We start from the raw sequence: 24,667 nt of genomic DNA, 5'->3' as shown, positions 1-24,667 counted from the left end.
GTAGGTGATTGTAATATTCCATTAAAAATAAAACACTCAATAAGTGTATATTAATTTATTGTTTTTCTATTTAAGTCGTTAATAGTTGTTCTCTATTAGATTGTCGTATAAGTATGTTTTTATATTTTATAAATATAACATGTGGTTGCGTTATTTTAAAAATATTAAAATACTCGTTTTGTTTGTTTTTTTATTTTTTTATAAATATATAACAATGATCAAATATTATGAATAATACACAATTAAATTGTTGTTTATTTTTGTAAAAAAATAAGTTTATTTTAATTATTTACACTATAAAGTAGTAAGTGAGATTTATTTTAAATAAAAAACAGTTTAATTTAACAATTAACTTTTTATGAAATGTTCTTTTTATGATTTATTTTATATTGAGGCGTTTTTTATGATACTAGGAATTATTAGATATTATCCATAACTCAAAACTCGATTTTTTATCTAAAATAAATTCATGAAAATTTAGAATTGATAAAATAAGGGGGGGTATTTCAGCTGTTATTTACCATTTCGCTTTATCATCTCAGAGTTGAATAAATCAAAAAAAGATCCAGATATTCTAATTCAGATATTCGAATATAGTTATAAAAGTATAAATATAAAAAGAGATATCACTTTTCTTGTAAAGAGTGAATTCGATACAGACACCTTAAATACAGCTATCATTCTCTAGGAATTGACATTGAGGATATTGAACAACAAAGATGGATGAGTGATATCAAAATGTGGAGTAGGGGTTTTATAGAAGGTTATAGCGGATAATTAGAAAAAATAGTGCAACACTCAGTTTTGTCCATAGAAACAAAAAAGCCACTTGCTAAGAAGTGGCTTCATGCGCTGATTTAACAGCTAAATTTGGTGGCCCCTACTGGACTTGAACCAGTGACCAAGCGATTATGAGTCGCCTGCTCTAACCAACTGAGCTAAGGGGCCTTAATGGAGTGTGATTATACGTGCCATTTTGCACTAGGTCTAGCCTTTGGATGACTGTATGCGCAAATTCTGTTCAATCTAAACAATAAAAAGATAAAACAGAGAATAACTATGATATCAATAGGATAGCGTAATGATCCATTAATAGGCATGCGTGCAGATACAAAAATATAAATAATAAGGCTATTTTTTATAAATAGGTGTAGGTGAAATCTCTCGTAGTTTAAAGAGATTGTAGATATCGTAGCTAAATCCCCATAAAAAAACGCCTGTGATATCACAGGCGTTCATTATAACTTTTATTGAAAAGTAAGTTGATTACTCATCAAGGAAGCTACGTAATACTTCAGAACGGCTTGGGTGGCGTAATTTACGCAGTGCCTTCGCTTCAATCTGACGGATACGTTCACGGGTAACATCAAACTGTTTACCCACTTCTTCCAAGGTATGGTCTGTATTCATATCAATACCAAAACGCATACGCAGGACTTTCGCTTCACGCAGTGTTAAGCCAGCTAACACTTCGTGAGTTGCTGAACGTAAGCTTTCTGATGTCGCAGAATCCAGTGGCAATTCGAGAGTCGTATCCTCGATAAAATCACCTAAATGTGAATCTTCATCGTCACCGATTGGGGTTTCCATGGAGATAGGTTCTTTAGCGATTTTTAGTACCTTACGGATCTTGTCTTCAGGCATTAACATACGTTCTGCAAGCTCTTCAGGTGAAGGCTCACGTCCCATCTCTTGCAACATTTGACGAGAGATACGGTTCAGTTTATTAATCGTTTCGATCATATGAACAGGGATACGGATTGTACGCGCCTGATCAGCGATTGAACGAGTAATTGCTTGACGGATCCACCATGTTGCATAAGTTGAGAACTTATAACCACGACGGTATTCAAATTTATCAACCGCTTTCATCAAACCGATATTCCCTTCCTGAATTAAGTCAAGGAACTGTAAGCCACGGTTGGTATATTTTTTCGCGATAGAGATAACGAGACGTAAGTTCGCTTCGACCATCTCTTTTTTCGCACGACGTGCTTTTGCTTCACCGATAGACATGCGACGGTTAATATCTTTAACCTGTTCGATTGTCAGTCCAGTTTCAACTTCAATTTGTTGCAGTTTTTGTAAGCTGCGTTGTACTTCTTCTTCAATACCTGCCAGCTTTTCAGACCAAGGCTTATTCATTGCTCGAGCAGCAGTAAACCATGTGTCATTGGTTTCGTTACCTGTAAACAGTGTAATGAAGTTTTTCTTTGGCATCTTAACTTGATCAACACAAAGACGCATGATGTGACGTTCTTGAGCACGGACTCTGTCCATCATTTCGCGCATATTGTTAACCAGATAATCAAACTGTTTCGGTACTAAACGGAACTGTTTGAAAATTTCAGATAACAATAAGATTTCAAGCTCTGTATCTTTGTGGTTGCGACCTTTCGCCTTGATAGTTTGGCGAGTTTTTTCGTATTGCTCACGAAGCTCAGTAAACTTCTGGCGTGCTAATTCAGGATCGATGCTGTTATCGTCATCGCTATCGCTGTCATTGTCGCCATCTTCGTCTTCATCTTCATCTTCGTCTTCAGCGTCATTGGCAACTTCATCATCTTCTTTGCCTAAATTGACATCTTCACTTTCTGCCACTTCTTCGGCATTAGGGTCAATAAACGCAGTAATTAAGTCTGAAAGACGTGCTTCGCCTGCTTCAACACGATCATACTGTTCAAGAAGATAAGTAATTGCTTCAGGATATTCTGCAACGGAACATTGAACTTGATTAATGCCATCTTCAATGCGTTTTGCGATATCAATTTCACCTTCCCGGGTGAGCAGTTCAACTGTACCCATTTCGCGCATATACATACGCACAGGGTCGGTTGTACGGCCAATCTCAGATTCTACACTAGAAAGTACCTGAGCTGCGGCCTCTGCAGCATCATCATCAGTATCATTTGAATTTTCTGCCAGCATCAGATCATCGGCGTCAGGTGCTTCTTCCATAACCTGAATGCCCATGTCGTTAATCATCTGGATGATGTCTTCGATTTGATCTGAATCGACGATATCTTCCGGCAGATGGTCATTGACCTCAGCATAGGTCAGGTAGCCTTGCTCCTTACCTTTAGTAACAAGTAGCTTCAGCTGTGACTGCGGGTTTTGCTCCATAAGACGGTATCCACACTTCAAAGTAATTTGGGTTGGTGTCGGTCGGCGATAACTGTTTAGCCAACAATAACTACGGAGGGGCATTTTCATTGTCGATTGCTACGGTCCCCTCAGCGTAGCAAATGTAGGTTTTTAGTACCTACCGATAGCGGCAATTAAGCCGTGTTTTTAATCTTAATTTTGTATTTACTTTTTAACGCGTGCCTGTATTATCAATTGGACTTCTTCGCGTTCATCTTGCGTTAGACCTTCTGTTCTCTCTTTCGCAATAAGCGCGTTTAAACGTTCGTCCATTGCGGTTAAAAAAATATGATCTAACGTGTCTGTAAAGGTTTTTTCTGCAATCTCATCTATATCTATATCGTTCCACATTGCCAATTTTTCAAGCTGTTTACCGAATTTATTCTCTCTATAGAGTTCGATAATCTGTCCTGTATTCAGGCCTGGTTGTGCTTGGCAAACAGAAACTAATTCAATAAAAAGCGATAAACCTGCGATTTTTTCTGTACTTAATCCCTCGAGAGGGGGCACTAATTTAGAGAATTCTGGGTTTTGTATCAATAGGGCAATCAATATACGCATCGGTGTTGTGCGTAATTTTGTCGGTTGATACGATAATTCGTGATTAACCGGCGTTCTGCCAAATAAACGATCCATCTGCTCAATATCGGGATTGCCCGTTAAGCTACCAAGCTCTCTTAATAAATATAGACGTAAAGTTTCACTTGGGATCTTATCTATTAATGGTCTGGCTAAACTATATAGCTTACCATTGCCTTCTTGAGTACTCAGATCCACTTGTGGAACGAGTGAATCAAATAAAAATTCTGATAATGAATGTGCTTGTTCCATACGTTTTTCAAAAGATTCTTTACCTTCACGACGAACCAGAGAATCGGGATCATCACCTTCGGGTAAAAACATAAAACGTAAAGAGCGGCCATCATTTAAAAAAGGAAGGGCGGTTTCTAATGCTCGCCATGCGGCATCACGTCCAGCTCTATCTCCATCATAGCAGCAGATAATGTTATCCGTTGTTCGAAAAAGCAACTGGATATGTTCTGCAGTGGTAGAGGTTCCTAATGAGGCAACGGCATAATCAATACCAAACTGCGCTAATGCCACAACATCCATATAACCTTCAACAACTAATAGCTTTGTGACGTTATTATTAGATTGTTGTGCTTCATAAAGTCCGTAAAGTTGACGACCTTTATGGAAAATCTCTGTTTCTGGTGAGTTTAAGTATTTAGGTAAATCATCACCTAAAACACGCCCACCAAAGGCAATAACTCGGCCACGTCTATCTCGGATAGGAAACATGACTCGTTGGCGAAAACGATCATAAGTGCGACCATTATCGTTAGTGATTACCATACCCGCTTCAAGAAGTAAGGCTCTATTATCGGCACTTTGACCAAAACGTTTTAGGACGTTATCCCAACCGGTTGGCACAAATCCAATAGAAAAACGGGTAATAATATCTTCACTAAGCCCACGATGCGCAAGGTAGTTTCTTGCTTCCTGTGCATCAGGTTTATTGAGAGCGCTACTATAATACTGATTCAATTTCTCCATCACTTGATAGAGATTTTGTCTTATATGTCGTTCAATAGGGCTACTGCCTGTTCCTGATTCATAAGGAACTTCTAACCCATGCATTGCTGCTAACTCTTCAATGGTTTCGACAAAATCGAGCCTGTCGTAATTCATCAAAAAATCAATAGCATTGCCATGCGCGCCACAACCAAAACAGTGGTAAAACTGTTTGTCGCTATTTACTGTAAAAGAGGGCGTTTTTTCATTATGAAACGGACAACACGCTGAATGATTTTTGCCTTGTTTTTTTAACGGCACGCGAGCGTCGATAAGATCGATGATATCGGTTCGAGCTAGCAAATCATTGATAAATGAACGTGGAATTCGTCCAGCCATAAGCCCTTTTACGCCTGTTGTTGAACGAGAATAAGCCGCGCTCTCGGAAGAAAGCACGGCCTTTAACTGCGACTACTGTGTCTGCATATGTTGCGGTATAAGCCGCAATATATTAGTACAGACGAGTACGACGTGCGTTTTCGCGAGCTAATTTTTTAGCGTGACGTTTTACTGCTGATGCTTTAGCACGTTTACGTTCAGTCGTTGGTTTTTCATAAAACTCACGACGACGAACTTCTGCTAATACGCCTGCTTTTTCACAAGAGCGTTTGAAACGACGAAGAGCAACGTCAAATGGCTCGTTTTCACGTACTTTGATTACCGGCATGTGCCTCTCACCTCAATAGAAATCGGTTTGCGCTGGCATTATTTAAGCCAGCCGACATTTAAAATGGTGCGGAATTTTACTTCAAAGCAGGGCACTTTGTAAAGAGATGCACAAAATTGAAACGCAAACTCTCACTTTTGTGTCTTTTTAATAAGCACAAAAAGCGAAAGTCGCTAACCACACATTTAAATCACTTAAAATAGGTGGATAATTATAGACCAGAAAAAGGAATTTGTCACATGCTGGTATGTAAAAGATGTTGTGAAGGCGTATAAAATCACCGAAATAATGATACAATTGATTTATTACGCAGATCAGCGATGAAGAATTTGGAAGCGTCATGCGAGTTTTAGGTATTGAAACATCTTGCGATGAAACCGGTATCGCAATTTACGATGATAAAGCCGGTCTATTAGCAAATCAACTTTATAGCCAAATTAAATTGCACGCCGATTATGGTGGTGTAGTTCCTGAGTTGGCTTCACGAGATCATATCCGTAAAACAGTGCCACTTATTCAAGCTGCGCTTAAAGAAGCCAATCTTACAGCAAAAGATATTGATGCGGTTGCTTATACTGCCGGTCCAGGTCTTGTCGGCGCATTGCTTGTTGGCGCAACAATTGGGCGCTCATTAGCATTTGCGTGGGATGTTCCTGCTATTCCTGTTCATCATATGGAAGGCCATTTATTAGCACCAATGCTTGAAGAAAAAACGCCCGAGTTTCCATTTGTGGCACTTCTGGTTTCTGGTGGTCATACACAGTTAATTAGTGTGACAGGAATTGGCGAATACACCTTATTAGGTGAATCTATTGATGATGCTGCTGGTGAGGCTTTTGATAAAACGGCAAAATTGTTGGGATTAGATTATCCTGGTGGCCCAGTATTATCGAAAATGGCGCAACAAGGTACAGAAGGCCGCTTTGTGTTTCCTCGCCCAATGACAGACAGACCAGGACTTGATTTTAGTTTCTCCGGTTTAAAAACCTTCGCAGCTAATACTATCCGTCAAAATGATGATACAGACCAAACGCGTGCGGATATTGCACGCGCGTTTGAAGATGCGGTTGTTGATACGTTAGCAATAAAATGTCGTCGAGCCTTAGAACAAACGGGTTTTAAGCGTTTAGTGATGGCCGGCGGAGTGAGTGCAAACCGTACATTACGAGCAAAAATGGAAGCTGTTATGAAGCAAATCGGTGGAGAAGTCTTTTATGCTCGCCCTGAGCTTTGTACAGATAATGGTGCAATGATTGCGTTGGCCGGTATGATCCGTTTTAAAGGCGGTACAGAAGGCCCATTAAGTGTGACAGTAAGACCACGTTGGCCTTTAGCTGAATTACCTGCGCTTGATAAGCAATAATTTATTTGAGTATTTAGACTCCATCTCTTTGTTAAAAAGCCACTTTTTTATAAGTGGCTTTTTGTTTTTGGGGATATTTGAATCGCAATGTAATTAATCTTCTTTTTCTTGCTCTTTAGCTTCTTGAATGATCTCTTTTTCTGTTTTTTCCGTTTTTTTCTTCAATTTTTGCCAAATTCGACTCTCTTGACCGCGCCATAAACGTTGAATATTGTCATGATGGCGGTAAAGTACAAGGCATGATAATAACGCAACGGGATAAGTGAATTCTGGTTTAAACCACCAAACATAAAAAGGGGCGAGTAATGCACTGATAATCGCGCCAAGTGATGAATAACCACTAAGTAATACGGTGAGTAACCATGTTCCAGCAATAAGGCCACTTAAATCCCAGCCAATCGCGGCAATGGCACCAAAGGCGGTTGCAACCCCTTTTCCCCCTTTAAAGTGGAAAAAAACAGGGTAGATATGCCCAAGACATGCGGCGATGGCAACAATGCCGAGGTAAAAAGGAGGCACATTTAAGTAATAGGCGAGCCAAACAGGGATCATCCCTTTTAGGACGTCACAGATAAGAACGGCTGCTGCGGCGACTTTTCCACCAATGCGTAGGACGTTGGTCGCTCCGGGATTGCCAGAGCCAAATTTTCTTGGATCAGGTAATCTTGCCAGTCGGCAAATCAATATCGCGCTGGAGATTGAGCCGCACAAGTAGGCGAAGATGATCATTCCAAGTGCGTTAGCACTCATTTGTATTCTCCAATGTTTATGTAAGTTCGTTAGGCATGTATGGATAATACGCATATTTCATCGGAAGTGGTATCCGATGAACAGAAAAAATAAGAGATGACGTGATGGATATCGTATTTATTGAGCAATTATCAGTAATAACCACAATCGGTGTTTATGATTGGGAAAAAACCATAAAACAAAAATTAGTGTTCGATATCGAAATGGAATGGGATAACAAACGCGCATCCCAAACTGATGATGTTGTTCATTGTTTAGATTATGCCAGTGTGAGCAATGCAATCATTGATTATGTAGAGAGTCGACGTTTTGAATTAGTTGAGCGTGTTGCGGAAGAAGTGGCACAGCTATTGATAACTCAATTTGCTGTACCTAAAGTAAAAATTAAATTAGCGAAGCCAGGAGCCGTTGCGCAAGCTACAAATGTGGGTGTGATTATTGAGCGTTGCGCTTAATTACTTGCTTTCTTGATTAAGTTGCGATTTCCATTTAATAATCGCAACTTCTCGCTGTTTTGTTAATGCTTCTCGTATTGCACTTCCTTTTAATCCACTTTCAATAATTGGCTTAATATCCACATTATTTGCAATAGTGAAAGCTTGGCAAAAAAATGTGCGTTGTGGATACACCAGATTTTCTAGCCCTAGACGCCCTCTGGCATCAGCTTCACTTACTATAGCTAATTGTTCAACGCGTTCAGGTTTTCTCCATGCATCAATAGCATCAAATAAGCGGATTATTTTAGAAGGGCGCATTCTATCAATACGGTGGATATGATCATGAAATCTTGCCGTTAAACGAGCTAAATCACGGATATGATTAGGAATACGATAGCGTTGGCACAAAGCTTCAACTAAAGGAACGCCCGCTGGACCATGTCCATGGTGATGTGGCCAATTCTCTGGAGGTGTTAATCCTTTTCCTAGATCATGACATAAGGCACTAAAGCGTACCGCAATATCATCTGTTAATTGACTGGCGATATTCAGTACCATCATGGCATGAATACCTGTATCGATTTCTGGGTGCCATTTTTCAGGAGCCGGTACACCAAATAAAGCATCAATTTCAGGAAAAAGAACGCTTAAAGCACCACATTGACGTAAAACGTCAAAATAGACTTGAGGAGCGGGACTCTCAAGAGCTTTTTCAGTCTCTTTCCAAACGCGTTCTGCAGTCAGTGCATTTAACTCGCCACTTTGTGCCATTGTCTTCATTAATTGCAGTGTTTCTGGTGCAACATTAAATCCTAAAGGTGCAAACCGTGCAGCAAAACGTGCAACCCGCAAAACTCTTAAAGGATCTTCTGAAAAGGCATCAGAGACGTGGCGAAGCAATCGTGCATTAATGTCATCTATACCATGGTAAGGGTCAATGTATTCACCATTTGTAGAATACGCAATGGCATTTATAGTGAGATCACGGCGTGCAAGATCGTCTTCTAATGTGACATCAGGAGCTGCATAACAAGTAAATCCCGTGTAACCTGATCCAGATTTTCGTTCCGTACGTGCAAGTGCATATTCTTCATGTGTATCAGGATGAAGAAAAACGGGAAAATCTTTACCTACTTGTTGATAGCCTTGTTGCAACAGCATTTGAGGTGTTGCACCTACAACGACCCAATCTCTGTCTTTTACTGGGATCTGTAATAGTTGGTCACGCACTGCGCCACCAACAAGATATATTTTCACGGGATCTCTATTCCTTTGTGTGGATCTTAATTCATCCAACGATCATTGCGTTTACGACGACGAGGAATAATATGTGGAAGGATCAGACCAAAGATAAGACCTGCACCAGCCACTCCACCACCATACATAAACCACTGTAAGATAATATCGCGTTGTCTATCATCTAATTGTTGATTAGCAAAATCGAGTTTTTTCTCTGCGACAGCGAGCTTTGTTCTCATTTGTTCATTTTCTTTTTTCAAGCCATTGATGATGTCATCGCTGTTTGAAACTTTATTTTGCATATCAATGGTGCGTTGGTTCCAGCTTTGGTCGATATTCGCTAATTTATCACGCAGTGTTTGGATCTCTTTTTCCATAGCAGGAATGCGAGTACGCATACTTGGCTGTGTGCTAAGTTGGTTTTCTGGTAACCAAACGGTACGATCTTTATCGTCTTTAATCTGTACATAACCCGTTGCTGCATTACGAGAAAGTACAGTCACAGTTGAGCCCGAATTTAAAGAGCCAACAATTCGATACTGATTTCCAGGTCCACTGTGTACATAAGTGGATAATTCATCGGAAACATAACGAGTTTCTGCGTGTGAGCTCAGAGAAACGCCTAAGCCAAGTAAGGAAAGAAAAAGTAAGGGTAATTTTCGCATTATGTTTTCAACTTTTTTATCTATACAAGAGAATATTTTTACTGATACTAAAGAGTAAAGTTTGCGTAAGCAAATAGTAAACCAGAATGAGAACACTCTTAACTGGTAGAATATAGGGATAATCTGCCTTTTATTCATTATTGTTATTAGGCTATCACTTGCAAAATGAAAATGCGTCAAATATTTTACTAATCAATTGATTTACTTAAGGGAAATAGAATGAGCCAATTAGAAACTGAACTCAAAATGAGTGCCATACCTGCCGCTATTCCTCATATTATTCAGCGCATTCTGAGCCTACCTCATCAGCACTCTGCACCCAAAAAGCTGACTAATCTTTACTTTGAGACGACAGATAATCAAATTCGTCGTTGGAATATGGGGCTGCGTATTCGTGGTGTTGATGAACGTTATGAAATGACAATTAAAACAGCGGGTAAAGTCGTTGCAGGTTTGCATCAACGTCCAGAATATAACGTGGAATTAGCACAGCCCAAACTAGAGCTGGCCCGCTTTCCTGCAGAAATCTGGCCTGAAAATATCGATCTTGCTCAATTAGAAACGCAACTTGATGTGCTGTTTAATACTGATTTTTATCGCGAAATCTGGCTGGTGGATTTTCAAGATAGCCAAATTGAAGTGGTGTTAGATAAAGGTGCTATTCGCACTCATCAATATGAGTTGCCGATTGAAGAGTTCGAGTTAGAACTTAAAAAAGGTCATGTATCAGATGTTATCGCATTAGCGGCTTATTTGGGGGAAAAGGGTGGATTACGTCTTGCTTCTCGCAGTAAAGCGGCTAGAGGTTATTATCTGGCGAAAGATAAACCAGATTTATCGTTAAGTGTGGTAAATCTTTCTCCGAGTGACACAACCGCTCAGCAACTCACAAAATGGTTAAGTGCAATACAAGCATTAGAAGAAGCTATCTTTGCTAACCCAACACCACCGACAATTACTATGCCTGCAATGTTGGCGTTATTTTCAGATTGGTGTAAAAAACAGTCTGATTTACCTGAATCTATGCAACAGTCGCTCAATGGCATTTCGCCGTTAACATTTACAACAGCAACCGACTATTATCATGTTTTATGGTTGAACTTTAAGTTATCTTCTATGGCGTGGTTACTATCTATTGCTTAATTTCCTGACAACTTGAGAGTCTATTTATGTCTGTTATCGGTGTATTTCAACAATTGTGGAATAAAGCACAGTGCGGGTTCTCTTCTCAATTAAATGCGCTAGCGCCTTTTAATCAACAAGAGCAACAGTTTTTTGCTTTTAGCCCTTTTGCAACAGAGCATTTACGTGTTAATCCTCAATGGTTGATTGATATCAGGCAAAATCCACCAACCTGTATTGAATGGCAGAGTTACGAGTCTCAATTAACGGCAAAATTAGCCAATATTGATAATGAAGATGATGTGATGAGGATTTTACGCCAATTTCGTCATCAACAATTAGTGCGTATTGCATGGCTACAATTTTTTCAATTAGGCGATATTCCTTGTGTGCTAAAACATTTGAGCATATTGGCTGAAACATTAATTTGTGTCGCTAAAGATACGCTTTATCAGCAGTGTTGCCAACAATGGGGTACACCTTGTGATAATGAGGGAAAACCCCAGCCATTACTGATTTTAGGAATGGGAAAATTAGGTGGATTTGAACTTAACTTTTCTTCTGATATCGATTTGATTTTTGCCTATCCTGAAAATGGATTTACACAGGGTGGACGCCGAGAATTAGATAATGCACAGTTTTTTACTCGCTTAGGCCAAAAGCTTATTAAGGCTTTGGATCAGCACACCATTGATGGTTTTGTCTATCGTGTAGATATGCGACTACGCCCTTTTGGCGAAAGTGGGCCTTTGGTCATGAGCTTTGCCGCTCTGGAAGATTACTATCAAGAGCAAGGGCGTGATTGGGAACGCTATGCGATGATCAAAGCGCGTGTTTTAGGTGCAGAGAAGAAAGAGTATTGCCAAGTTTTACGACAAATGTTGCGTCCTTTTGTTTACCGTCGTTATATTGATTTTAGTGTTATTCAATCACTTAGAAATATGAAATCCATGATAAGTCGAGAAGTTCGTCGTCGTGGCATGATTGATAATATAAAATTAGGCTCTGGTGGTATTCGTGAAATTGAATTTATTACTCAGGTGTTCCAGCTAATTCGTGGGGGAAGAGAGCCTGAGTTACAAAGTAATTCATTGTTAACAGTACTCAATGTCATCACTAAACTTGAGTTATTAACGTCACAAGAAACGGCTCAACTCTCTGAAAGTTATCTTTTCCTTCGTCGATTAGAAAATTTACTGCAATCTATTGACGATCAACAAACTCAAACCTTACCTGAAAATGAAGAAGATAAAGCACGGTTAACTTTTGCAATGGGATTTGAGGATTGGGAAACGCTTTATCAAGAAATTAATCACAAGATGCAGGCTGTTTCTGTGATTTTCACGCAATTAATTGGTGAAGAAGATGAAAATGATGATGAAGATGATATCTCTGAATTTAAGCGTCTTTGGTTACTTGGACGCTTACCTGAAACGTCGTCATTATTTCATGAAACATTAACCATTGAGGTGCTTGAGGCAATAAATCAGACGTTGCAGAATTTTCGCCAAGATATTGGCAAGCGAACAATAGGACCGAGAGGACGCGATGTTCTTGATGCCTTAATGCCAAAACTATTGGCTAAAATTTGTCAGCAACCTCAAACATTAGTCACGTTAAAACGGATCACTCCGTTGCTATTAAGCATTGTAAGTCGCACAACGTATTTGGAGTTGATGCAAGAGTCGGATGAAGTTTTAACCCATGTTATACGACTCTGTGCAGCATCTCCGATGATCGCGGAACAATTAGCACTTCACCCTTTGTTATTAGATGAATTACTCGATCCTAGTTCACTCTATCAACCGCTACCGTTAGATGCTTATCGTGATGAATTACGTCAATATTTATTACGTGTACCAGAAGAAGATGAAGAACAGCGATTAGAAGCATTACGCCAGTTTAAGCAAGCTCAATTACTGCGTATCGCCGCTGAAGATATTACTGGGGTATTGCCAGTGATGAAGGTTAGCGATCACTTAACCTATTTAGCTGAAGCTATTATTCATGCTGTTGTTCATCAGGCTTGGTCATATATGGTGAAACGTTATGGTGAGCCTGAACATTTAGCTCATCGTGATGGATTGGGCTTTGCGGTGATTGGATACGGTAAATTGGGAGGATGGGAGTTAGGATATAGCTCTGATTTGGACTTGGTTTTTTTATTGGATTGTCCAATAAATACGCTCACAACTGGGGCAAAACAGATCGATGCTCGCCAATTTTATCTGCGTTTAGCACAGCGTATTATCCATTTGTTTAGTACCAGAACATCTTCTGGCGTGTTGTATGAAGTCGATGCGCGTTTACGCCCTTCGGGTGAGTCGGGTATGTTGGTGAGTACTATTCAAGCTTTTGATGAATATCAGAAAAATGAAGCTTGGACTTGGGAGCATCAAGCTTTAATTCGCGCTCGAATGATTTATGGTGATGATGAATTACAACAGATGTTTTCACGTATTCGTCATGAAACGCTGTGTCTTTCTCGTGATGCTACTGTATTACAAAATGAAGTCCGCGATATGCGTAAAAAAATGGTGCAACACCTTGCACCAACACAAGCGGACAAGTTTGATTTAAAAACCTCATCTGGTGGTATTACCGATATTGAATTTATCGCGCAATATTTAGTATTGCGTTTTTCTCATCAATACCCTGTTTTAACTCGTTGGTCTGATAATGTGCGTATTTTTGAGCTAATGGCAAAGCATCAAGTGATGGATGAAGATGAAGCTCTCGCTTTAACACATGCTTATGTCACATTGCGTAATGAATTGCATCATCTGGCGTTACAAGCATTGCCTGCCATTGTGGATAATCATTGTTTTATCGCAGAGCGAGAGTGTGTATTAAAAAGCAAACTGAAGTGGCTTGGTGAACAAGAGTAATAGTTTGTTGGCATGAAGTCTTTATGTGTATCTCTTTTTGCCTAACAAGTTATGGTATTATTTCGGCTTATTTTGAAAATAAATGTGGAGTATGGGATGAAAGTAACGCTGCCGGATTTTAATAAGGCCAATGTGTTGGTTGTCGGTGACGTCATGTTAGATCGCTATTGGTATGGACCAACAAGTCGAATTTCACCAGAAGCCCCAGTGCCAGTGGTTAAGGTCGATACCACAGAAGAGCGACCAGGTGGTGCAGCAAACGTTGCAATGAATATTGCGTCTCTTGGTGCTAATTCGCGTTTAGTGGGTTTAACAGGTATTGATGAAGCCGCAAAAGCATTGAGTAATACATTAAATCAGGTCAATGTGCGTTGTGATTTTGTCTCTGTTGCGACACACCCAACAATCACAAAATTACGTGTTCTTTCTCGTAATCAGCAATTAATTCGTCTTGATTTTGAAGAAGGGTTTAGCAACGTTGATCCTCAACCTATTTATGAACGTATTCAGCAAGCATTACCTTCTATTGGCGCATTGGTTTTATCAGATTATGCCAAAGGGGCGCTTTCTCATGTTCAAGAGATGATCCAACTGGCGAAAAAAGCGGGTGTACCTGTATTAATCGATCCTAAGGGATCAGATTTTGAGCGTTATCGTGGTGCGACACTATTAACGCCAAATATGTCTGAATTTGAACAAGTGGTTGGTGCCTGTAAAACCGATGAAGAGCTGGTAGAAAAAGGAACTCAATTAGTTCGAGATTTAGATCTTGAAGCGTTGTTGATCACTCGTTCAGAACGCGGAATGAGTTTACTTCGAGCAAATGAAGCACCATTGCATTTACCAACTCAAGCACAAGAAGTCTATGACGTTACTGGGGCTGGTGATACGGTAATTGGTGTATTGGCAACCTCTTTAGCTGCTGGCAAACCTTTAAGTGAAGCCTGTTTCCTTGCTAACGCAGCAGCTGGCGTTGTTGTCGGTAAATTAGGAACATCAACAGTGTCACCTATTGAGCTTGAAAATGCTATTCGTGGCCGTTCTGACAACGGTTTTGGTATCATGGAAGAAGAGCAATTAAAACAAGCCGTCGAATTAGCGCGTCAGCGCGGTGAGCGTATTGTTATGACGAATGGTTGTTTTGATATTCTGCATGCTGGTCATGTTAGCTATTTAGCAAATGCACGCAAATTAGGTGATCGTTTGATTGTTGCTGTAAATAGCGACGCTTCAACGAAGCGTTTAAAAGGTGAAACTCGTCCTGTTAATCCATTAGAGCAACGTATGACCGTGCTCGGCGCTTTAGGTGCAGTAGACTGGGTTGTTGCATTTGAAGAAGATACCCCGCAGCGTTTAATTGCTTCTGTATTACCAGATATCTTAGTTAAAGGTGGTGATTATAAGCCTGAAGATATTGCTGGTAGCAAAGAAGTTTGGGCCGCAGGTGGTGAAGTAAAAGTGCTGAATTTTGAAGACGGCATTTCTACAACAAATATTATTAATGCGATTAAAAAGAAATAATTAAGCGCCTTTATTAAGTTTAAAAAGCACTCTACGGGGTGCTTTTTTGCTATGGTGATTATTTGTTATTTTTTAATATTATTTATTAATAACTATTGCTCTCGTTTTAAATGATACTCAACAATATAATCTTGGGTATTTCTATACATTATTGAATAGTTTATATAATCACCATGGGTGCTGTATGATAATGTGCTGAGTCTTAATATTGGTATGTTATTCTCTATTTTTAATAATTGACAAATATTGTTTTCTGGCATTATAGGATGAAATGTCTCGTAACTTCCTGCTATTTTTATTTGGCAAATATTTTCAATAAAATCAAATTTAGAACCTTCTAAATGTGTTAATGTTAAATTACCAAAATATTTAACAGGCATATAACTATCTTCAACAATAAGTGGTTTATTATCAACGTAACGTATTCGCCTTGAATAAAAAATACGTTCATTTGAATTAATTCGTAGTTTACTGGCGATAGATAAAGGACAGGGAATAACACTAAACTCTATAACTTCACTTCTTACATTGTGGCCTGTATTTGCCATTAATTCGACAAAACCTTTTAAGCTTGCATTTTCATGATGAACATCTTTCTCTTTAATATAAGTTCCTGAGCCTTGTTTTCGTTCTAATAAACCTGCGATAACCAGTAAGTCTATTGCTTTACGGATAGTCATTCTTGAAACATCATATTGTTCTGCTAATAACTTTTCAGACGGTAATGTGTCACCAATTTGATATCCAGCCGAATTTATTTGAATTCTTAGGCTTTTTGCAATGTCTTTATAGATCACTTTTATACCTCTTTTTATTCTAAAAAACGGCTTTCTATATTTAGAATATCTGAGTCTAATCTTTTGATATATAGAAAAATAATTTATAGGTTGAAAATGTGAACGTTATCAAGAAATAAAAAGTGATCTGCTTTTTTACTAAAAGATAGATCACTTTGCTTAAAAGATTAATATGAATCAGATCACGAATACCTCATTTCTAGTGAGAGAATAAAGAGAAAAGAATCTAATCTAAATTTACAGAATAAAAATAAATTAAATAGCATGTTATCTCAGTAGCAGTAAATAAGAGGATATTTTTATGCTCAGTCAAATACAAAGATTTGGTGGAGCCATGTTTACCCCTGTCCTGCTATTTCCTTTTGCAGGTATTGTTGTAGGCATTGCAATTCTATTACAGAATCCATTATTTATTAGTGAAGATTTATTAAGACCCGATAGTTTATTTTCTCAAATTGTTCATATTATTGAAGAGGGAGGATGGACTGTTTTTCGTAATATGCCTCTTATTTTTGCAATTGGTTTACCCATAGGTTTAGCAAAAACAGCACAAGCAAGAGCCTGCCTTGCTGTTATGGTGAGTTTTCTCACTTGGAATTATTTTATTAATGCAATGGGGATTGTTTGGGGCAGTTATTTTGGCGTGGACTTTACAAATGAAGTCGGTGGAAATAGTGGCCTTACCATGATTGCAGGTATTAAAACATTAGATACCAGTATTATTGGTGCAATTATTATTGCCGGTATTGTAACAGGTATACACAATCGTTATTTCGATAAACAGCTTCCTGTATTTCTAGGTATATTTCAAGGTACATCCTATGTTGTATTAATTAGTTTTTTTGTCATGTTGCCCTTAGCATGGATAACGTTATTTTTCTGGCCTAAAGTGCAAATTGGTATTCAATCTTTGCAAGTATTTATGGTTGAATCAGGCTCTTTGGGTGTTTGGATATATACCTTTCTTGAGCGTATTTTAATTCCTACTGGTTTACACCATTTTATTTACGGACCTTTTATTTTTGGCCCAGCAGTCACTGAACATGGTATTCAAGTTGATTGGGCTCAAAATATGCAATATTTCAGTCAAAGTACTCAATCTTTAAAAGAGTTATTTCCTGAAGGTGGCTTTGCGCTACATGGTAATAGCAAGGTCTTTGGCTCTATTGGTATAGCGCTGGCTCTCTACTTTACTGCCGCACCTAAGAATAGAGCCAAAATTGCAGGTTTACTTATACCTTCTGCATTGACCGCGGTATTTGTGGGAATAACAGAGCCTTTAGAATTTACATTCTTATTTATCTCACCGTTATTGTTTGCGATTCATGCCGTGTTAGCCGCCACATTAGCGACAACGCTTTATCACTTTGGCGTTGTTGGAAATATGGGTGGGGGGATCATCGATAATTTCCTTCCTATGAATTGGATCCCAATGTTCCATAACCATTACGGAATGATTATCACACAAATAGTCATAGGTTTAATTTTTACGATGATTTGGTTTGTGGTGTTTAGAACATTAATTATCAAACTTAATTTAAAAACACCAGGCCGAGAAGAAGATGACGAAGAGATAAAACTTTATAGCAAACAAGATTATAAAAATAAAAAATCACAAAATTCAGATAGTGCAAAAACAGCAAAAGAAGACCGCAAACTTGCATTGCCTAAAGGTATTCTCGAAGGCTTGGGGGGAAGCAGAAATATCAAATCCTTAAATAACTGTGCAACACGTTTACGTATTGAAGTAATAGATAACGAGATAGTTGAAACGGATGCTTATTTTAAAGGGCTCGGTGTACATGGTGTAGTGCGTAAAGGTCATGCATTACAAATTATTATCGGGCTACACGTTTCTCAAGTGAGAGACAAGATTGAACAACTAATGAAAGACGATTCACAAAATATCACCTTGTCGGAGGCTATATAATGAAGAAGTTCTCAGTCGTAATTGCAGGTGGCGGTAGTACATTTACACCCGGTATTATTTTGATGCTTCTGGAGAATTTAAAACGTTTTCCACTAAGAGCCATCAAATTTTATGACAACGATGCCGAGCGGCAAGAAATCATTGCTAAAGCGTGTCAAATAATTCTGACTGAAAAAGCACCTGAAATTGAGTTTTGCTATACCACAGATCCTAAGACTGCCTTTACGGATGTTGATTTTGTTATGGCACATATCCGTGTTGGTAAATATCCAATGCGTGAAAAAGATGAAAAAATTCCTTTGCGTCATGGTGTATTAGGACAAGAAACTTGTGGGCCTGGTGGTATTGCTTATGGTATGCGCTCTATTGGTGGTGTTTTAGAATTAGTTGAATATATGGAAAAATATTCACCAAATGCTTGGATGCTAAATTATTCTAACCCTGCGGCTATTGTCGCTGAAGCTACTCGTCGTTTAAAACCTAATGCGAAGATCTTAAATATTTGCGATATGCCAATTGGCATTGAGTCACGTATGGCGCAAATTGCAGGATTAAAATCACGCAAAGAGATGCGGGTTCGTTACTACGGTTTAAATCACTTTGGCTGGTGGACTCAGGTTGAAGATCTGCAGGGTAATGATTTATTGCCTGTTATTCGTAAACATGTTGCTGAACATGGATATATTCCAAAAGTGGCTGGTGAGCCGGTTGAAGCGAGTTGGAATGATACATTCGGTAAAGCAAAAGATGTCTGGGCGTTAGATCCATCAACAATGCCAAACACTTACTTGAAATATTATTTATTTCCAGATTATGTCGTTGCGCATTCTGATCCTCATCATACTCGTGCAAATGAAGTGATGGAGCACAGAGAAAAGAATGTATTTAGCGCTTGTCGTGCCATTACGAGTGCGGGTAAATCATCAGCAGGGCATCTTGAGATTGATGAGCACGCTTCTTACATTGTTGATCTGGCAACTGCTATTGCGTTTAATACTCAAGAAAGAATGTTATTGATCGTTCCTAACAATGGTTCAATTATAAACTTTGATCCAGAGGCAATGGTTGAGATCCCTTGTATTGTTGGAAGTCATGGGCCAGAGCCTTTAGTTATGGGTAAAATTCCATTATTCCAAAAAGGGATGATGAGCCAACAAGTTGCAGTTGAAAAATTAGTGGTAGAAGCATGGATTGAAAAATCATATTTGAAACTTTGGCAGGCGATTACGATGTCTAAAACAGTCCCTAGTGCGACTGTTGCAAAAGCAATTTTAGATGATTTAATTGAAGCGAATAAAGAGTATTGGCCAGAATTAAAATAGTTGCTAATAAGTATAGTGAGTAGATAAAAAATAACCCTGTGTCTTTGTGAGATACAGGGTTTTTGCTTTATGACTTAAATAAGCAATAAATTAATAGATTAAGCTTTATTTTCTGTTTGAGTTTCTACCACAATTTCAACGTCTTCAATTTGGCTAACTTTAGCTTGAGGTTTTGCTTGCAGACCCGCTTCTAGCTCATTTAAACGTTGTTCTAAACGATTAAGTTTTTCACGAGTACGCAATAAGACTTGAGTTTGTACATCAAACTCTTCGCGATTGACTAAATCCAATTTGTTTAATTGAGATTGCAGAACAGTGCGGATTTTTTTATCGATATCATCACCAAAATCTTTAATGCCTTGTGGCAGTACGTTTTGGATTTGGCGCGCAACTTGTTCAAGTTTTTTCGGGTCCAACATGGGAAATCCTCACAAATAAAATAGAAAGCTGAGGCTAAGTGTAATATGAGGACAGAGGGAATAAAACCAGATATCAAGATTATTGTTATTTTTTATTATAAATCGTTAAATAACCGTATGTCATAAAATGATTATGTGATGAAACAAAGATTGTCACCGATTGATGATTGCCTCTTATAATTTTAAAGCGTATAGTTTCACCGTTAATCTCAGGGCGGGGTGAAAGTCCCCACCGGCGGTAGATACCTAAATAGTTAGGTAAAGCCCGCGAGCGCTTTGTATTGCTATTGTAGTGCAAAGGTCAGCAGATCCAGTGTAATTCTGGAGCCGACAGTTAAAGTCTGGATGGGAGAGAATAAAATAGCATCAGTAGGATCATTGTATCCATTCCTGTTGTTTCTGCTTGTGTTTTTACTAAGCAGAGATCCACTCCTAAGACTGCCCTGATTCTGGTAACTTTCATTAATTATTGAGGTTTTTTTACCATGAATCAGACGCTACTTTCCGAATTCGGTAATCCATTTGAGCGTGTTGAACTTGCTCTAGAAGCCCTGCGTGCGGGTAAAGGCGTGATGGTGCTCGACGACGAGGATCGCGAGAATGAAGGCGATATGGTTTTCGCCGCAGAAACGATGACTACAGAACAAATGGCGATGTCTATTCGTCATGGTAGTGGTATTGTTTGTTTATGCATTACAGAAGAACGTCGCCAACAACTTGATTTGCCTATGATGGTGGAAAATAACACCAGTCATTTCCATACGGCATTTACAGTAACAATTGAAGCAGCACAAGGTGTAACAACAGGTGTTTCAGCATCTGATCGTTTAACTACGGTACGTGCGGCTGCGGCTGACAATGCAAAACCAAGTGATTTAAATCGCCCTGGTCACGTATTTCCATTACGAGCGCAGCCTGGTGGTGTGTTAACGCGAGGTGGACACACTGAGGCGTCGATTGATTTGGCAACTTTAGCCGGTTTTAAACCTGTTGCAGTGTTATGTGAATTAACAAATGATGATGGCACAATGGCAAGAGCACCAGAAGTGATCACTTTTGCTAAAAAGCACAATATGCCGGTATTAACGATTGAAGATTTAGTGGCTTATCGTCTTCGTAAGGAGAAAAAAGCTGGCTGAAATTAACATGTTATAAGCGACACTGAAAACACACACACTTATATCAAGCCACTTAAGGAAACTTAGGTGGCTTTTTTCATATTTTTTGAATAACTATTTCATACTTCTTTGACTATATTTCAAGTAAGAAGGCAGTATGCTTATATGATAAGAACACTTGCCATAGAGGTGGTTATGGAAACAAAAATGATGCCAGCACTGTTTATTGGGCATGGTAGTCCAATGAATGTATTAGAAGATAATACATATACTCGCCTCTGGTCAGAATTGGGGGAAACGCTTCCTCAACCTAAAGCGATTTTAGTGATTTCAGCCCATTGGTATACTGATGGAACTTATGTAACGGCAATGTCGCAACCAAAGACAATTCATGATTTTTACGGGTTTCCACCAGAATTGTATGCAATAGAATACCCAGCTCGAGGCTCGATAAGTTTAGCTGCGCTGATTGAAGATCTGATTGATCCGATTAAATTAAAACTCGATATGGATCAATGGGGATTAGATCATGGCAGTTGGGGAATACTTGAAAAAATGTATCCCAACGCAAATATTCCAGTTGTTCAGTTAAGCATTGATGCACGTCAATCGGCACAATGGCACTATAAATTAGGGCAAAAGCTGGTTGAATTGCGTAAAGAAGGTGTCTTAATTATTGGTAGCGGTAATATTGTTCATAACTTAAGAATGATGGATTGGCAAAATAGCGATGCAGCGCCTTATCCTTGGGCACTTTCGTTTAGTGAAGCAATAGAAAGTAGTTTGCAAAGTGACAAAGAGCCAACTGATTTATTTACGATTTTATCAACGGAAGAAGGGCGATTGTCCCATCCAACCGCAGAGCATTTTTTACCTGCGTTATACCTATTAGGTTTAAAACAAGAAGGTGAAAAAGTGACATTACTGAATAATGATATTGTCAATAAATCGCTCAGCATGATGACATTTCAAATTGGATAAAATCATCCAATAAAACCAGTTTATAAAATCTAAAGGTCAAATTCGTTTTTATAGAATTTGACCTTTTTTATATTAAATATAACGTATCGACACATTATATTTCCCTTATTGTTGTTCTTTCCAATTTTTTATATAGATATAATAAATACATTTAACCTTTTGTTTATATTGATTTTATTTTTATTTAAATAAATCTCTGATAAGCTTCATTACTATTCAATGAATACTTTTTATATTTCATTAAATAAATCGATATTGAAATAGATAATCAGAAATATGTTGTTATGACGAAATCTATAACCGTTGTAGCAAAGAATAAGTTAAGAACAGTTGATATCTATCGTGTGTGTTAAATCTGAGATCCATACTGCGATTGTATCTGCTATGGATATGATTATTTCTGGAATATAGCCATATATTGAAATCATAAAATGAGCAGATTTTTGCAATAAAAAACACCTTATTGCTTATAAACAATAAGGTGCTCAATATAATTTTAAGATTTTTATTAATCTAAAATAATATGTGGATAGAAGCGGGAGAGATCTTGAGTGATAAGCTCTCTATCTTCTCTAATGCAAATACCTGCGGATTGGTCGTTAACCAACCAGCTACCAATTAATGTATAGCTATCACCGAATTTTGGTAGTGGATGGAAATCTTGAACAATAAAGCCTTCTTCACCGTAAGGCCCATCTGCAACAGCAATATCTTTGCCATTTTCAACAATGCGAATATTTGCACCTTCGCGTGAAAACAGTGGCTTGATAACATAACGTGATAATGAATCAGGCGCTTTACCATCATAAAAATAAGCAGGTAGCAGATTTGGGTGGTTAGGGAACATCTCCCAAAGCATTGGCAGTAATGCTTTATTCGAGATAATGCTCTTCCAAGAAGGTTCTAACCAACGAATGCCCGCATCAGCCAGTTTAGTTGAGAAGTCTTCGCGGAACATAAATTCCCAAGGATAAAGTTTAAACATATTGCTGATTATCTGATCTTGCAGATCAGTTAACTCACCACGTTCACCTAAACCCAGATCTTCAATAAAGACAAAGTCAGTTGTGACTTCTGCTTCTTCAGCACAATCTTGTAAATATTGAACGGTACCACGATCTTCTTCGGTATCTTGGCAACAAGACATATGCAGATAACGCATTCCGTATTGATCACGAAGTTCTGCGAATCGATCAATTAACTTCTCTTGAATGCTATTAAATTGATCGGCATTTTGTGGTAAACGACCAGCATTGACTTGATCTTCAAGCCAGATCCATTGAAAAAAAGCAGATTCATACAGTGAAGTTGGCGTATCTGCATTATTTTCTAACAGTTTTGCCGGACTTTTACCGTCATAGGCTAAATCAAGACGTGAATAGAGTGAAGGTTGAGACGATTTCCATGAATCACGGACAAAATCCCAACAGTGACGTGGGATTTGAAAACGAGTCAGCAACTCTTCGCTATTAGCCACTTTATCAGCGACTTGTAAGCACATCTGATGCAACTCTTCTGTCGTTTCTTCTAACGTTTCAACCTCTTCCATTGAGAATTGATAATAAGCATCTTCAGACCAATAAGGCTCGCCATACATTGTATGAAAGTTAAAGCCAAATTCAGTTGCTTTTTCACGCCAATCCGGGCGTTCAATGATATTTTCGCGTTTCATGGTTTTAATTAACCACCTGAACGATAAGAAGATGAACCGGTTGAGCTACGGTTATTATTTGTAGCATTGGTACGTTGAGCGGCTGCTTGTCTTGACACCGTATTACCAAAGCCACCACGTGTTATTGTTGAGGTTGTTGATGGTTTTGGTGTCATGGCTGTTTTTGGTACGTTCATTTGACGCCCACCAACCGCAGGACCATAGTTACGGCCTGTTGCATCTACAAATTTACCATTTGCAGGGCTTGTTGGATTACGTGAACTAAATAGCGGTTGTGCTGGTGCACCGCCACCCATTAGGCGACCCATCATATAACCCGCCATTAATGGCATAAAAAAGCTACCACCGGAGTTAGCTTGAGCCATTTGTGAGCTGTCTGGGTTTAAATTATTGGCATTTTCAGTACTCACAGCTTGTCCATCAATCGATGCTGTTTGTGTACATTGTGCATCACCGAATTCAGCTACACAGTCTTCTAATGTTGCGTATTTAGGGGCTGTACGCTGTGCTTCTTGCAATGCTGTGCGATAAGAGTCCTCGCACTGTGCCGCTTGTGAAGGATTCGCTTGAGCACATTCTTGTGCATTCATATACAGTGAAACTGTCTCATCGCTCTCTTCACATCCTGAAAGCGCGAATACAGCAGTGATGGCGATTGCAACAGGCGCCAGACGATAAGGACGAAATGCTTTACGGAAAGCATCTCGATTAATCGATTTGGTACGTTTCATTGGCATATTGATAAGATCCATAAAAAGTAAAACGTTCAAAATAAAAGCTAGGATAGGTTAAATAGTCTAGAAAATAAATAAGAAACGCCTAATCATCAGGGATAACCAGAAATTTGTGATCTTTATAAGGTTAAGTGTAATGAAATTAGGTGAATCTTCTTTTTTTAACCTAATTGTGATTAAGCTATTTGTTAATACAAGAATATAAATATTGTTAAGATCTTAATTTAAGCCATAACATAATATTTTATGTGAAGAAGAAGCATAAAAAAAACCGCTTATCAGTTTATCGCTGAAAGCGGTTTTTTATAAGTGACTTAATGCTT

19 protein-coding genes, 1 tRNA gene and 1 riboswitch are annotated in these 24,667 nt (G+C 38.6%); of the genes, 9 read left to right on the top strand and 11 right to left on the bottom strand.

Annotated elements, in window-relative coordinates; translation table 11 throughout:
- Window positions 1-871 precede the first annotated feature (871 nt).
- The 4 genes from DK858_RS03495 to rpsU form a co-directional block, all read right to left on the bottom strand.
- Window positions 872-948 (bottom strand) — tRNA-Ile (locus tag DK858_RS03495).
- 318 nt (window positions 949-1,266) lie between these two features.
- Window positions 1,267-3,123, bottom strand: a complete 1,857-nt coding sequence (gene rpoD, locus DK858_RS03490) for an RNA polymerase sigma factor RpoD (RefSeq protein ID WP_109396240.1) — start codon at window positions 3,121-3,123, stop codon at window positions 1,267-1,269.
- Between the two features lie 186 nt (window positions 3,124-3,309).
- Window positions 3,310-5,058 (bottom strand): DNA primase, encoded by a 1,749-nt coding sequence (gene dnaG / locus DK858_RS03485; protein WP_109396239.1) that lies wholly within the window; start codon window positions 5,056-5,058, stop codon window positions 3,310-3,312.
- Between the two features lie 112 nt (window positions 5,059-5,170).
- A complete protein-coding gene (rpsU, locus tag DK858_RS03480; protein ID WP_001144069.1) occupies window positions 5,171-5,386 on the bottom strand; it encodes a 30S ribosomal protein S21 in 216 nt (71 codons plus the stop codon).
- Between the two features lie 340 nt (window positions 5,387-5,726).
- Here rpsU and tsaD point away from each other — a divergent pair, with 340 nt between their 5' ends.
- Window positions 5,727-6,749, top strand: coding sequence for a tRNA (adenosine(37)-N6)-threonylcarbamoyltransferase complex transferase subunit TsaD (gene tsaD, locus DK858_RS03475; protein WP_109396238.1), 1,023 nt, complete (start codon window positions 5,727-5,729; stop codon window positions 6,747-6,749).
- A 93-nt stretch (window positions 6,750-6,842) separates the two neighbouring features.
- On the opposite strand, the gene plsY is transcribed toward tsaD, so the two are convergent.
- Window positions 6,843-7,499, bottom strand: a complete 657-nt coding sequence (gene plsY, locus DK858_RS03470; protein ID WP_006536028.1) for a glycerol-3-phosphate 1-O-acyltransferase PlsY — start codon at window positions 7,497-7,499, stop codon at window positions 6,843-6,845.
- A 104-nt stretch (window positions 7,500-7,603) separates the two neighbouring features.
- Between plsY and folB the strand changes: the two genes are divergently transcribed.
- Complete coding sequence (folB, locus tag DK858_RS03465) at window positions 7,604-7,954, top strand: bifunctional dihydroneopterin aldolase/7,8-dihydroneopterin epimerase (protein WP_109396237.1); 351 nt, start codon at window positions 7,604-7,606, stop codon at window positions 7,952-7,954.
- Here the strand turns inward: folB and DK858_RS03460 are convergent, their stop codons facing one another.
- On the bottom strand, window positions 7,955-9,193 hold the full coding sequence (locus tag DK858_RS03460) for a multifunctional CCA addition/repair protein (protein ID WP_109396236.1): 1,239 nt from the start codon (window positions 9,191-9,193) through the stop codon (window positions 7,955-7,957).
- Between the two features lie 26 nt (window positions 9,194-9,219).
- Window positions 9,220-9,840, bottom strand: a complete 621-nt coding sequence (locus DK858_RS03455; protein WP_109396235.1) for a TIGR04211 family SH3 domain-containing protein — start codon at window positions 9,838-9,840, stop codon at window positions 9,220-9,222.
- Between the two features lie 219 nt (window positions 9,841-10,059).
- Here DK858_RS03455 and DK858_RS03450 point away from each other — a divergent pair, with 219 nt between their 5' ends.
- The 3 genes from DK858_RS03450 (at window position 10,060) to hldE (ending at window position 15,371) form a co-directional block, all read left to right on the top strand.
- Window positions 10,060-10,983 (top strand): CYTH domain-containing protein, encoded by a 924-nt coding sequence (locus DK858_RS03450; RefSeq protein WP_109396234.1) that lies wholly within the window; start codon window positions 10,060-10,062, stop codon window positions 10,981-10,983.
- 26 nt (window positions 10,984-11,009) lie between these two features.
- On the top strand, window positions 11,010-13,850 hold the full coding sequence (gene glnE, locus DK858_RS03445) for a bifunctional [glutamate--ammonia ligase]-adenylyl-L-tyrosine phosphorylase/[glutamate--ammonia-ligase] adenylyltransferase (RefSeq protein WP_109396233.1): 2,841 nt from the start codon (window positions 11,010-11,012) through the stop codon (window positions 13,848-13,850).
- Window positions 13,851-13,946: 96 nt separating this feature from the next.
- Window positions 13,947-15,371: a bifunctional D-glycero-beta-D-manno-heptose-7-phosphate kinase/D-glycero-beta-D-manno-heptose 1-phosphate adenylyltransferase HldE gene (hldE, locus tag DK858_RS03440; protein WP_109396232.1), complete on the top strand. Its 1,425-nt coding sequence runs from the start codon at window positions 13,947-13,949 to the stop codon at window positions 15,369-15,371.
- Between the two features lie 92 nt (window positions 15,372-15,463).
- Here hldE and DK858_RS03435 read toward each other — a convergent pair whose 3' ends face one another.
- Window positions 15,464-16,168 carry a GntR family transcriptional regulator gene (locus DK858_RS03435; protein WP_109396231.1) on the bottom strand — a complete coding sequence of 235 codons (705 nt, stop codon included), beginning with the start codon at window positions 16,166-16,168 and terminating at the stop codon, window positions 15,464-15,466.
- Between the two features lie 301 nt (window positions 16,169-16,469).
- On the opposite strand from DK858_RS03435, the gene DK858_RS03430 reads away from it, so the two are divergent.
- Together DK858_RS03430 and DK858_RS03425 are read left to right on the top strand one after the other, a co-directional pair.
- Window positions 16,470-18,098, top strand: coding sequence for an alpha-glucoside-specific PTS transporter subunit IIBC (locus DK858_RS03430; RefSeq protein WP_109396230.1), 1,629 nt, complete (start codon window positions 16,470-16,472; stop codon window positions 18,096-18,098).
- Window positions 18,098-19,420, top strand: coding sequence for a 6-phospho-alpha-glucosidase (locus DK858_RS03425; protein ID WP_109396229.1), 1,323 nt, complete (start codon window positions 18,098-18,100; stop codon window positions 19,418-19,420). Before DK858_RS03430 ends, DK858_RS03425 begins: the two co-directional genes overlap by 1 nt.
- A 98-nt stretch (window positions 19,421-19,518) precedes the next feature.
- On the opposite strand, the gene ubiK is transcribed toward DK858_RS03425, so the two are convergent.
- On the bottom strand, window positions 19,519-19,839 hold the full coding sequence (ubiK, locus tag DK858_RS03420; RefSeq protein WP_109396228.1) for a ubiquinone biosynthesis accessory factor UbiK: 321 nt from the start codon (window positions 19,837-19,839) through the stop codon (window positions 19,519-19,521).
- A 201-nt stretch (window positions 19,840-20,040) separates the two neighbouring features.
- Window positions 20,041-20,200: riboswitch (FMN riboswitch) on the top strand.
- Between the two features lie 124 nt (window positions 20,201-20,324).
- Between ubiK and ribB the strand changes: the two genes are divergently transcribed.
- Together ribB and ygiD are read left to right on the top strand one after the other, a co-directional pair.
- Window positions 20,325-20,978, top strand: coding sequence for a 3,4-dihydroxy-2-butanone-4-phosphate synthase (gene ribB, locus DK858_RS03415; RefSeq protein WP_109396227.1), 654 nt, complete (start codon window positions 20,325-20,327; stop codon window positions 20,976-20,978).
- Window positions 20,979-21,152: 174 nt separating this feature from the next.
- Window positions 21,153-21,938 carry a 4,5-DOPA-extradiol-dioxygenase gene (gene ygiD, locus DK858_RS03410; RefSeq protein WP_109396226.1) on the top strand — a complete coding sequence of 262 codons (786 nt, stop codon included), beginning with the start codon at window positions 21,153-21,155 and terminating at the stop codon, window positions 21,936-21,938.
- 508 nt (window positions 21,939-22,446) lie between these two features.
- Here ygiD and DK858_RS03405 read toward each other — a convergent pair.
- Window positions 22,447-23,610, bottom strand: coding sequence for a glutathionylspermidine synthase family protein (locus DK858_RS03405; protein WP_109373065.1), 1,164 nt, complete (start codon window positions 23,608-23,610; stop codon window positions 22,447-22,449).
- Window positions 23,611-23,618: 8 nt separating this feature from the next.
- Window positions 23,619-24,347 carry a DUF1190 family protein gene (locus tag DK858_RS03400; protein WP_072064305.1) on the bottom strand — a complete coding sequence of 243 codons (729 nt, stop codon included), beginning with the start codon at window positions 24,345-24,347 and terminating at the stop codon, window positions 23,619-23,621.
- Between the last annotated feature and the right edge of the window lie 320 nt (window positions 24,348-24,667).

The sequence above is a fragment of the Proteus faecis genome, from assembly GCF_003144395.1.
GTDB lineage: Bacteria > Pseudomonadota > Gammaproteobacteria > Enterobacterales > Enterobacteriaceae > Proteus > Proteus faecis.
This window is presented reverse-complemented; position numbering and strand designations above follow the sequence as displayed.

Excerpts from the sequence above, each read along its gene's own strand:
- rpoD (WP_109396240.1), bottom strand. The coding sequence starts at position 3,123 with ATGGAGCAAAACCCGCAGTCACAGCTGAAGCTACTTGTTACTAAAGGT.
- dnaG (WP_109396239.1), bottom strand. The coding sequence starts at position 5,058 with ATGGCTGGACGAATTCCACGTTCATTTATCAATGATTTGCTAGCTCGA.
- rpsU (WP_001144069.1), bottom strand. The coding sequence starts at position 5,386 with ATGCCGGTAATCAAAGTACGTGAAAACGAGCCATTTGACGTTGCTCTT.
- tsaD (WP_109396238.1), top strand. The coding sequence starts at position 5,727 with ATGCGAGTTTTAGGTATTGAAACATCTTGCGATGAAACCGGTATCGCA.
- plsY (WP_006536028.1), bottom strand. The coding sequence starts at position 7,499 with ATGAGTGCTAACGCACTTGGAATGATCATCTTCGCCTACTTGTGCGGC.
- folB (WP_109396237.1), top strand. The coding sequence starts at position 7,604 with ATGGATATCGTATTTATTGAGCAATTATCAGTAATAACCACAATCGGT.
- DK858_RS03455 (WP_109396235.1), bottom strand. The coding sequence starts at position 9,840 with ATGCGAAAATTACCCTTACTTTTTCTTTCCTTACTTGGCTTAGGCGTT.
- DK858_RS03450 (WP_109396234.1), top strand. The coding sequence starts at position 10,060 with ATGAGCCAATTAGAAACTGAACTCAAAATGAGTGCCATACCTGCCGCT.
- glnE (WP_109396233.1), top strand. The coding sequence starts at position 11,010 with ATGTCTGTTATCGGTGTATTTCAACAATTGTGGAATAAAGCACAGTGC.
- hldE (WP_109396232.1), top strand. The coding sequence starts at position 13,947 with ATGAAAGTAACGCTGCCGGATTTTAATAAGGCCAATGTGTTGGTTGTC.
- DK858_RS03430 (WP_109396230.1), top strand. The coding sequence starts at position 16,470 with ATGCTCAGTCAAATACAAAGATTTGGTGGAGCCATGTTTACCCCTGTC.
- DK858_RS03425 (WP_109396229.1), top strand. The coding sequence starts at position 18,098 with ATGAAGAAGTTCTCAGTCGTAATTGCAGGTGGCGGTAGTACATTTACA.
- ubiK (WP_109396228.1), bottom strand. The coding sequence starts at position 19,839 with ATGTTGGACCCGAAAAAACTTGAACAAGTTGCGCGCCAAATCCAAAAC.
- ribB (WP_109396227.1), top strand. The coding sequence starts at position 20,325 with ATGAATCAGACGCTACTTTCCGAATTCGGTAATCCATTTGAGCGTGTT.
- ygiD (WP_109396226.1), top strand. The coding sequence starts at position 21,153 with ATGGAAACAAAAATGATGCCAGCACTGTTTATTGGGCATGGTAGTCCA.
- DK858_RS03405 (WP_109373065.1), bottom strand. The coding sequence starts at position 23,610 with ATGAAACGCGAAAATATCATTGAACGCCCGGATTGGCGTGAAAAAGCA.
- DK858_RS03400 (WP_072064305.1), bottom strand. The coding sequence starts at position 24,347 with ATGCCAATGAAACGTACCAAATCGATTAATCGAGATGCTTTCCGTAAA.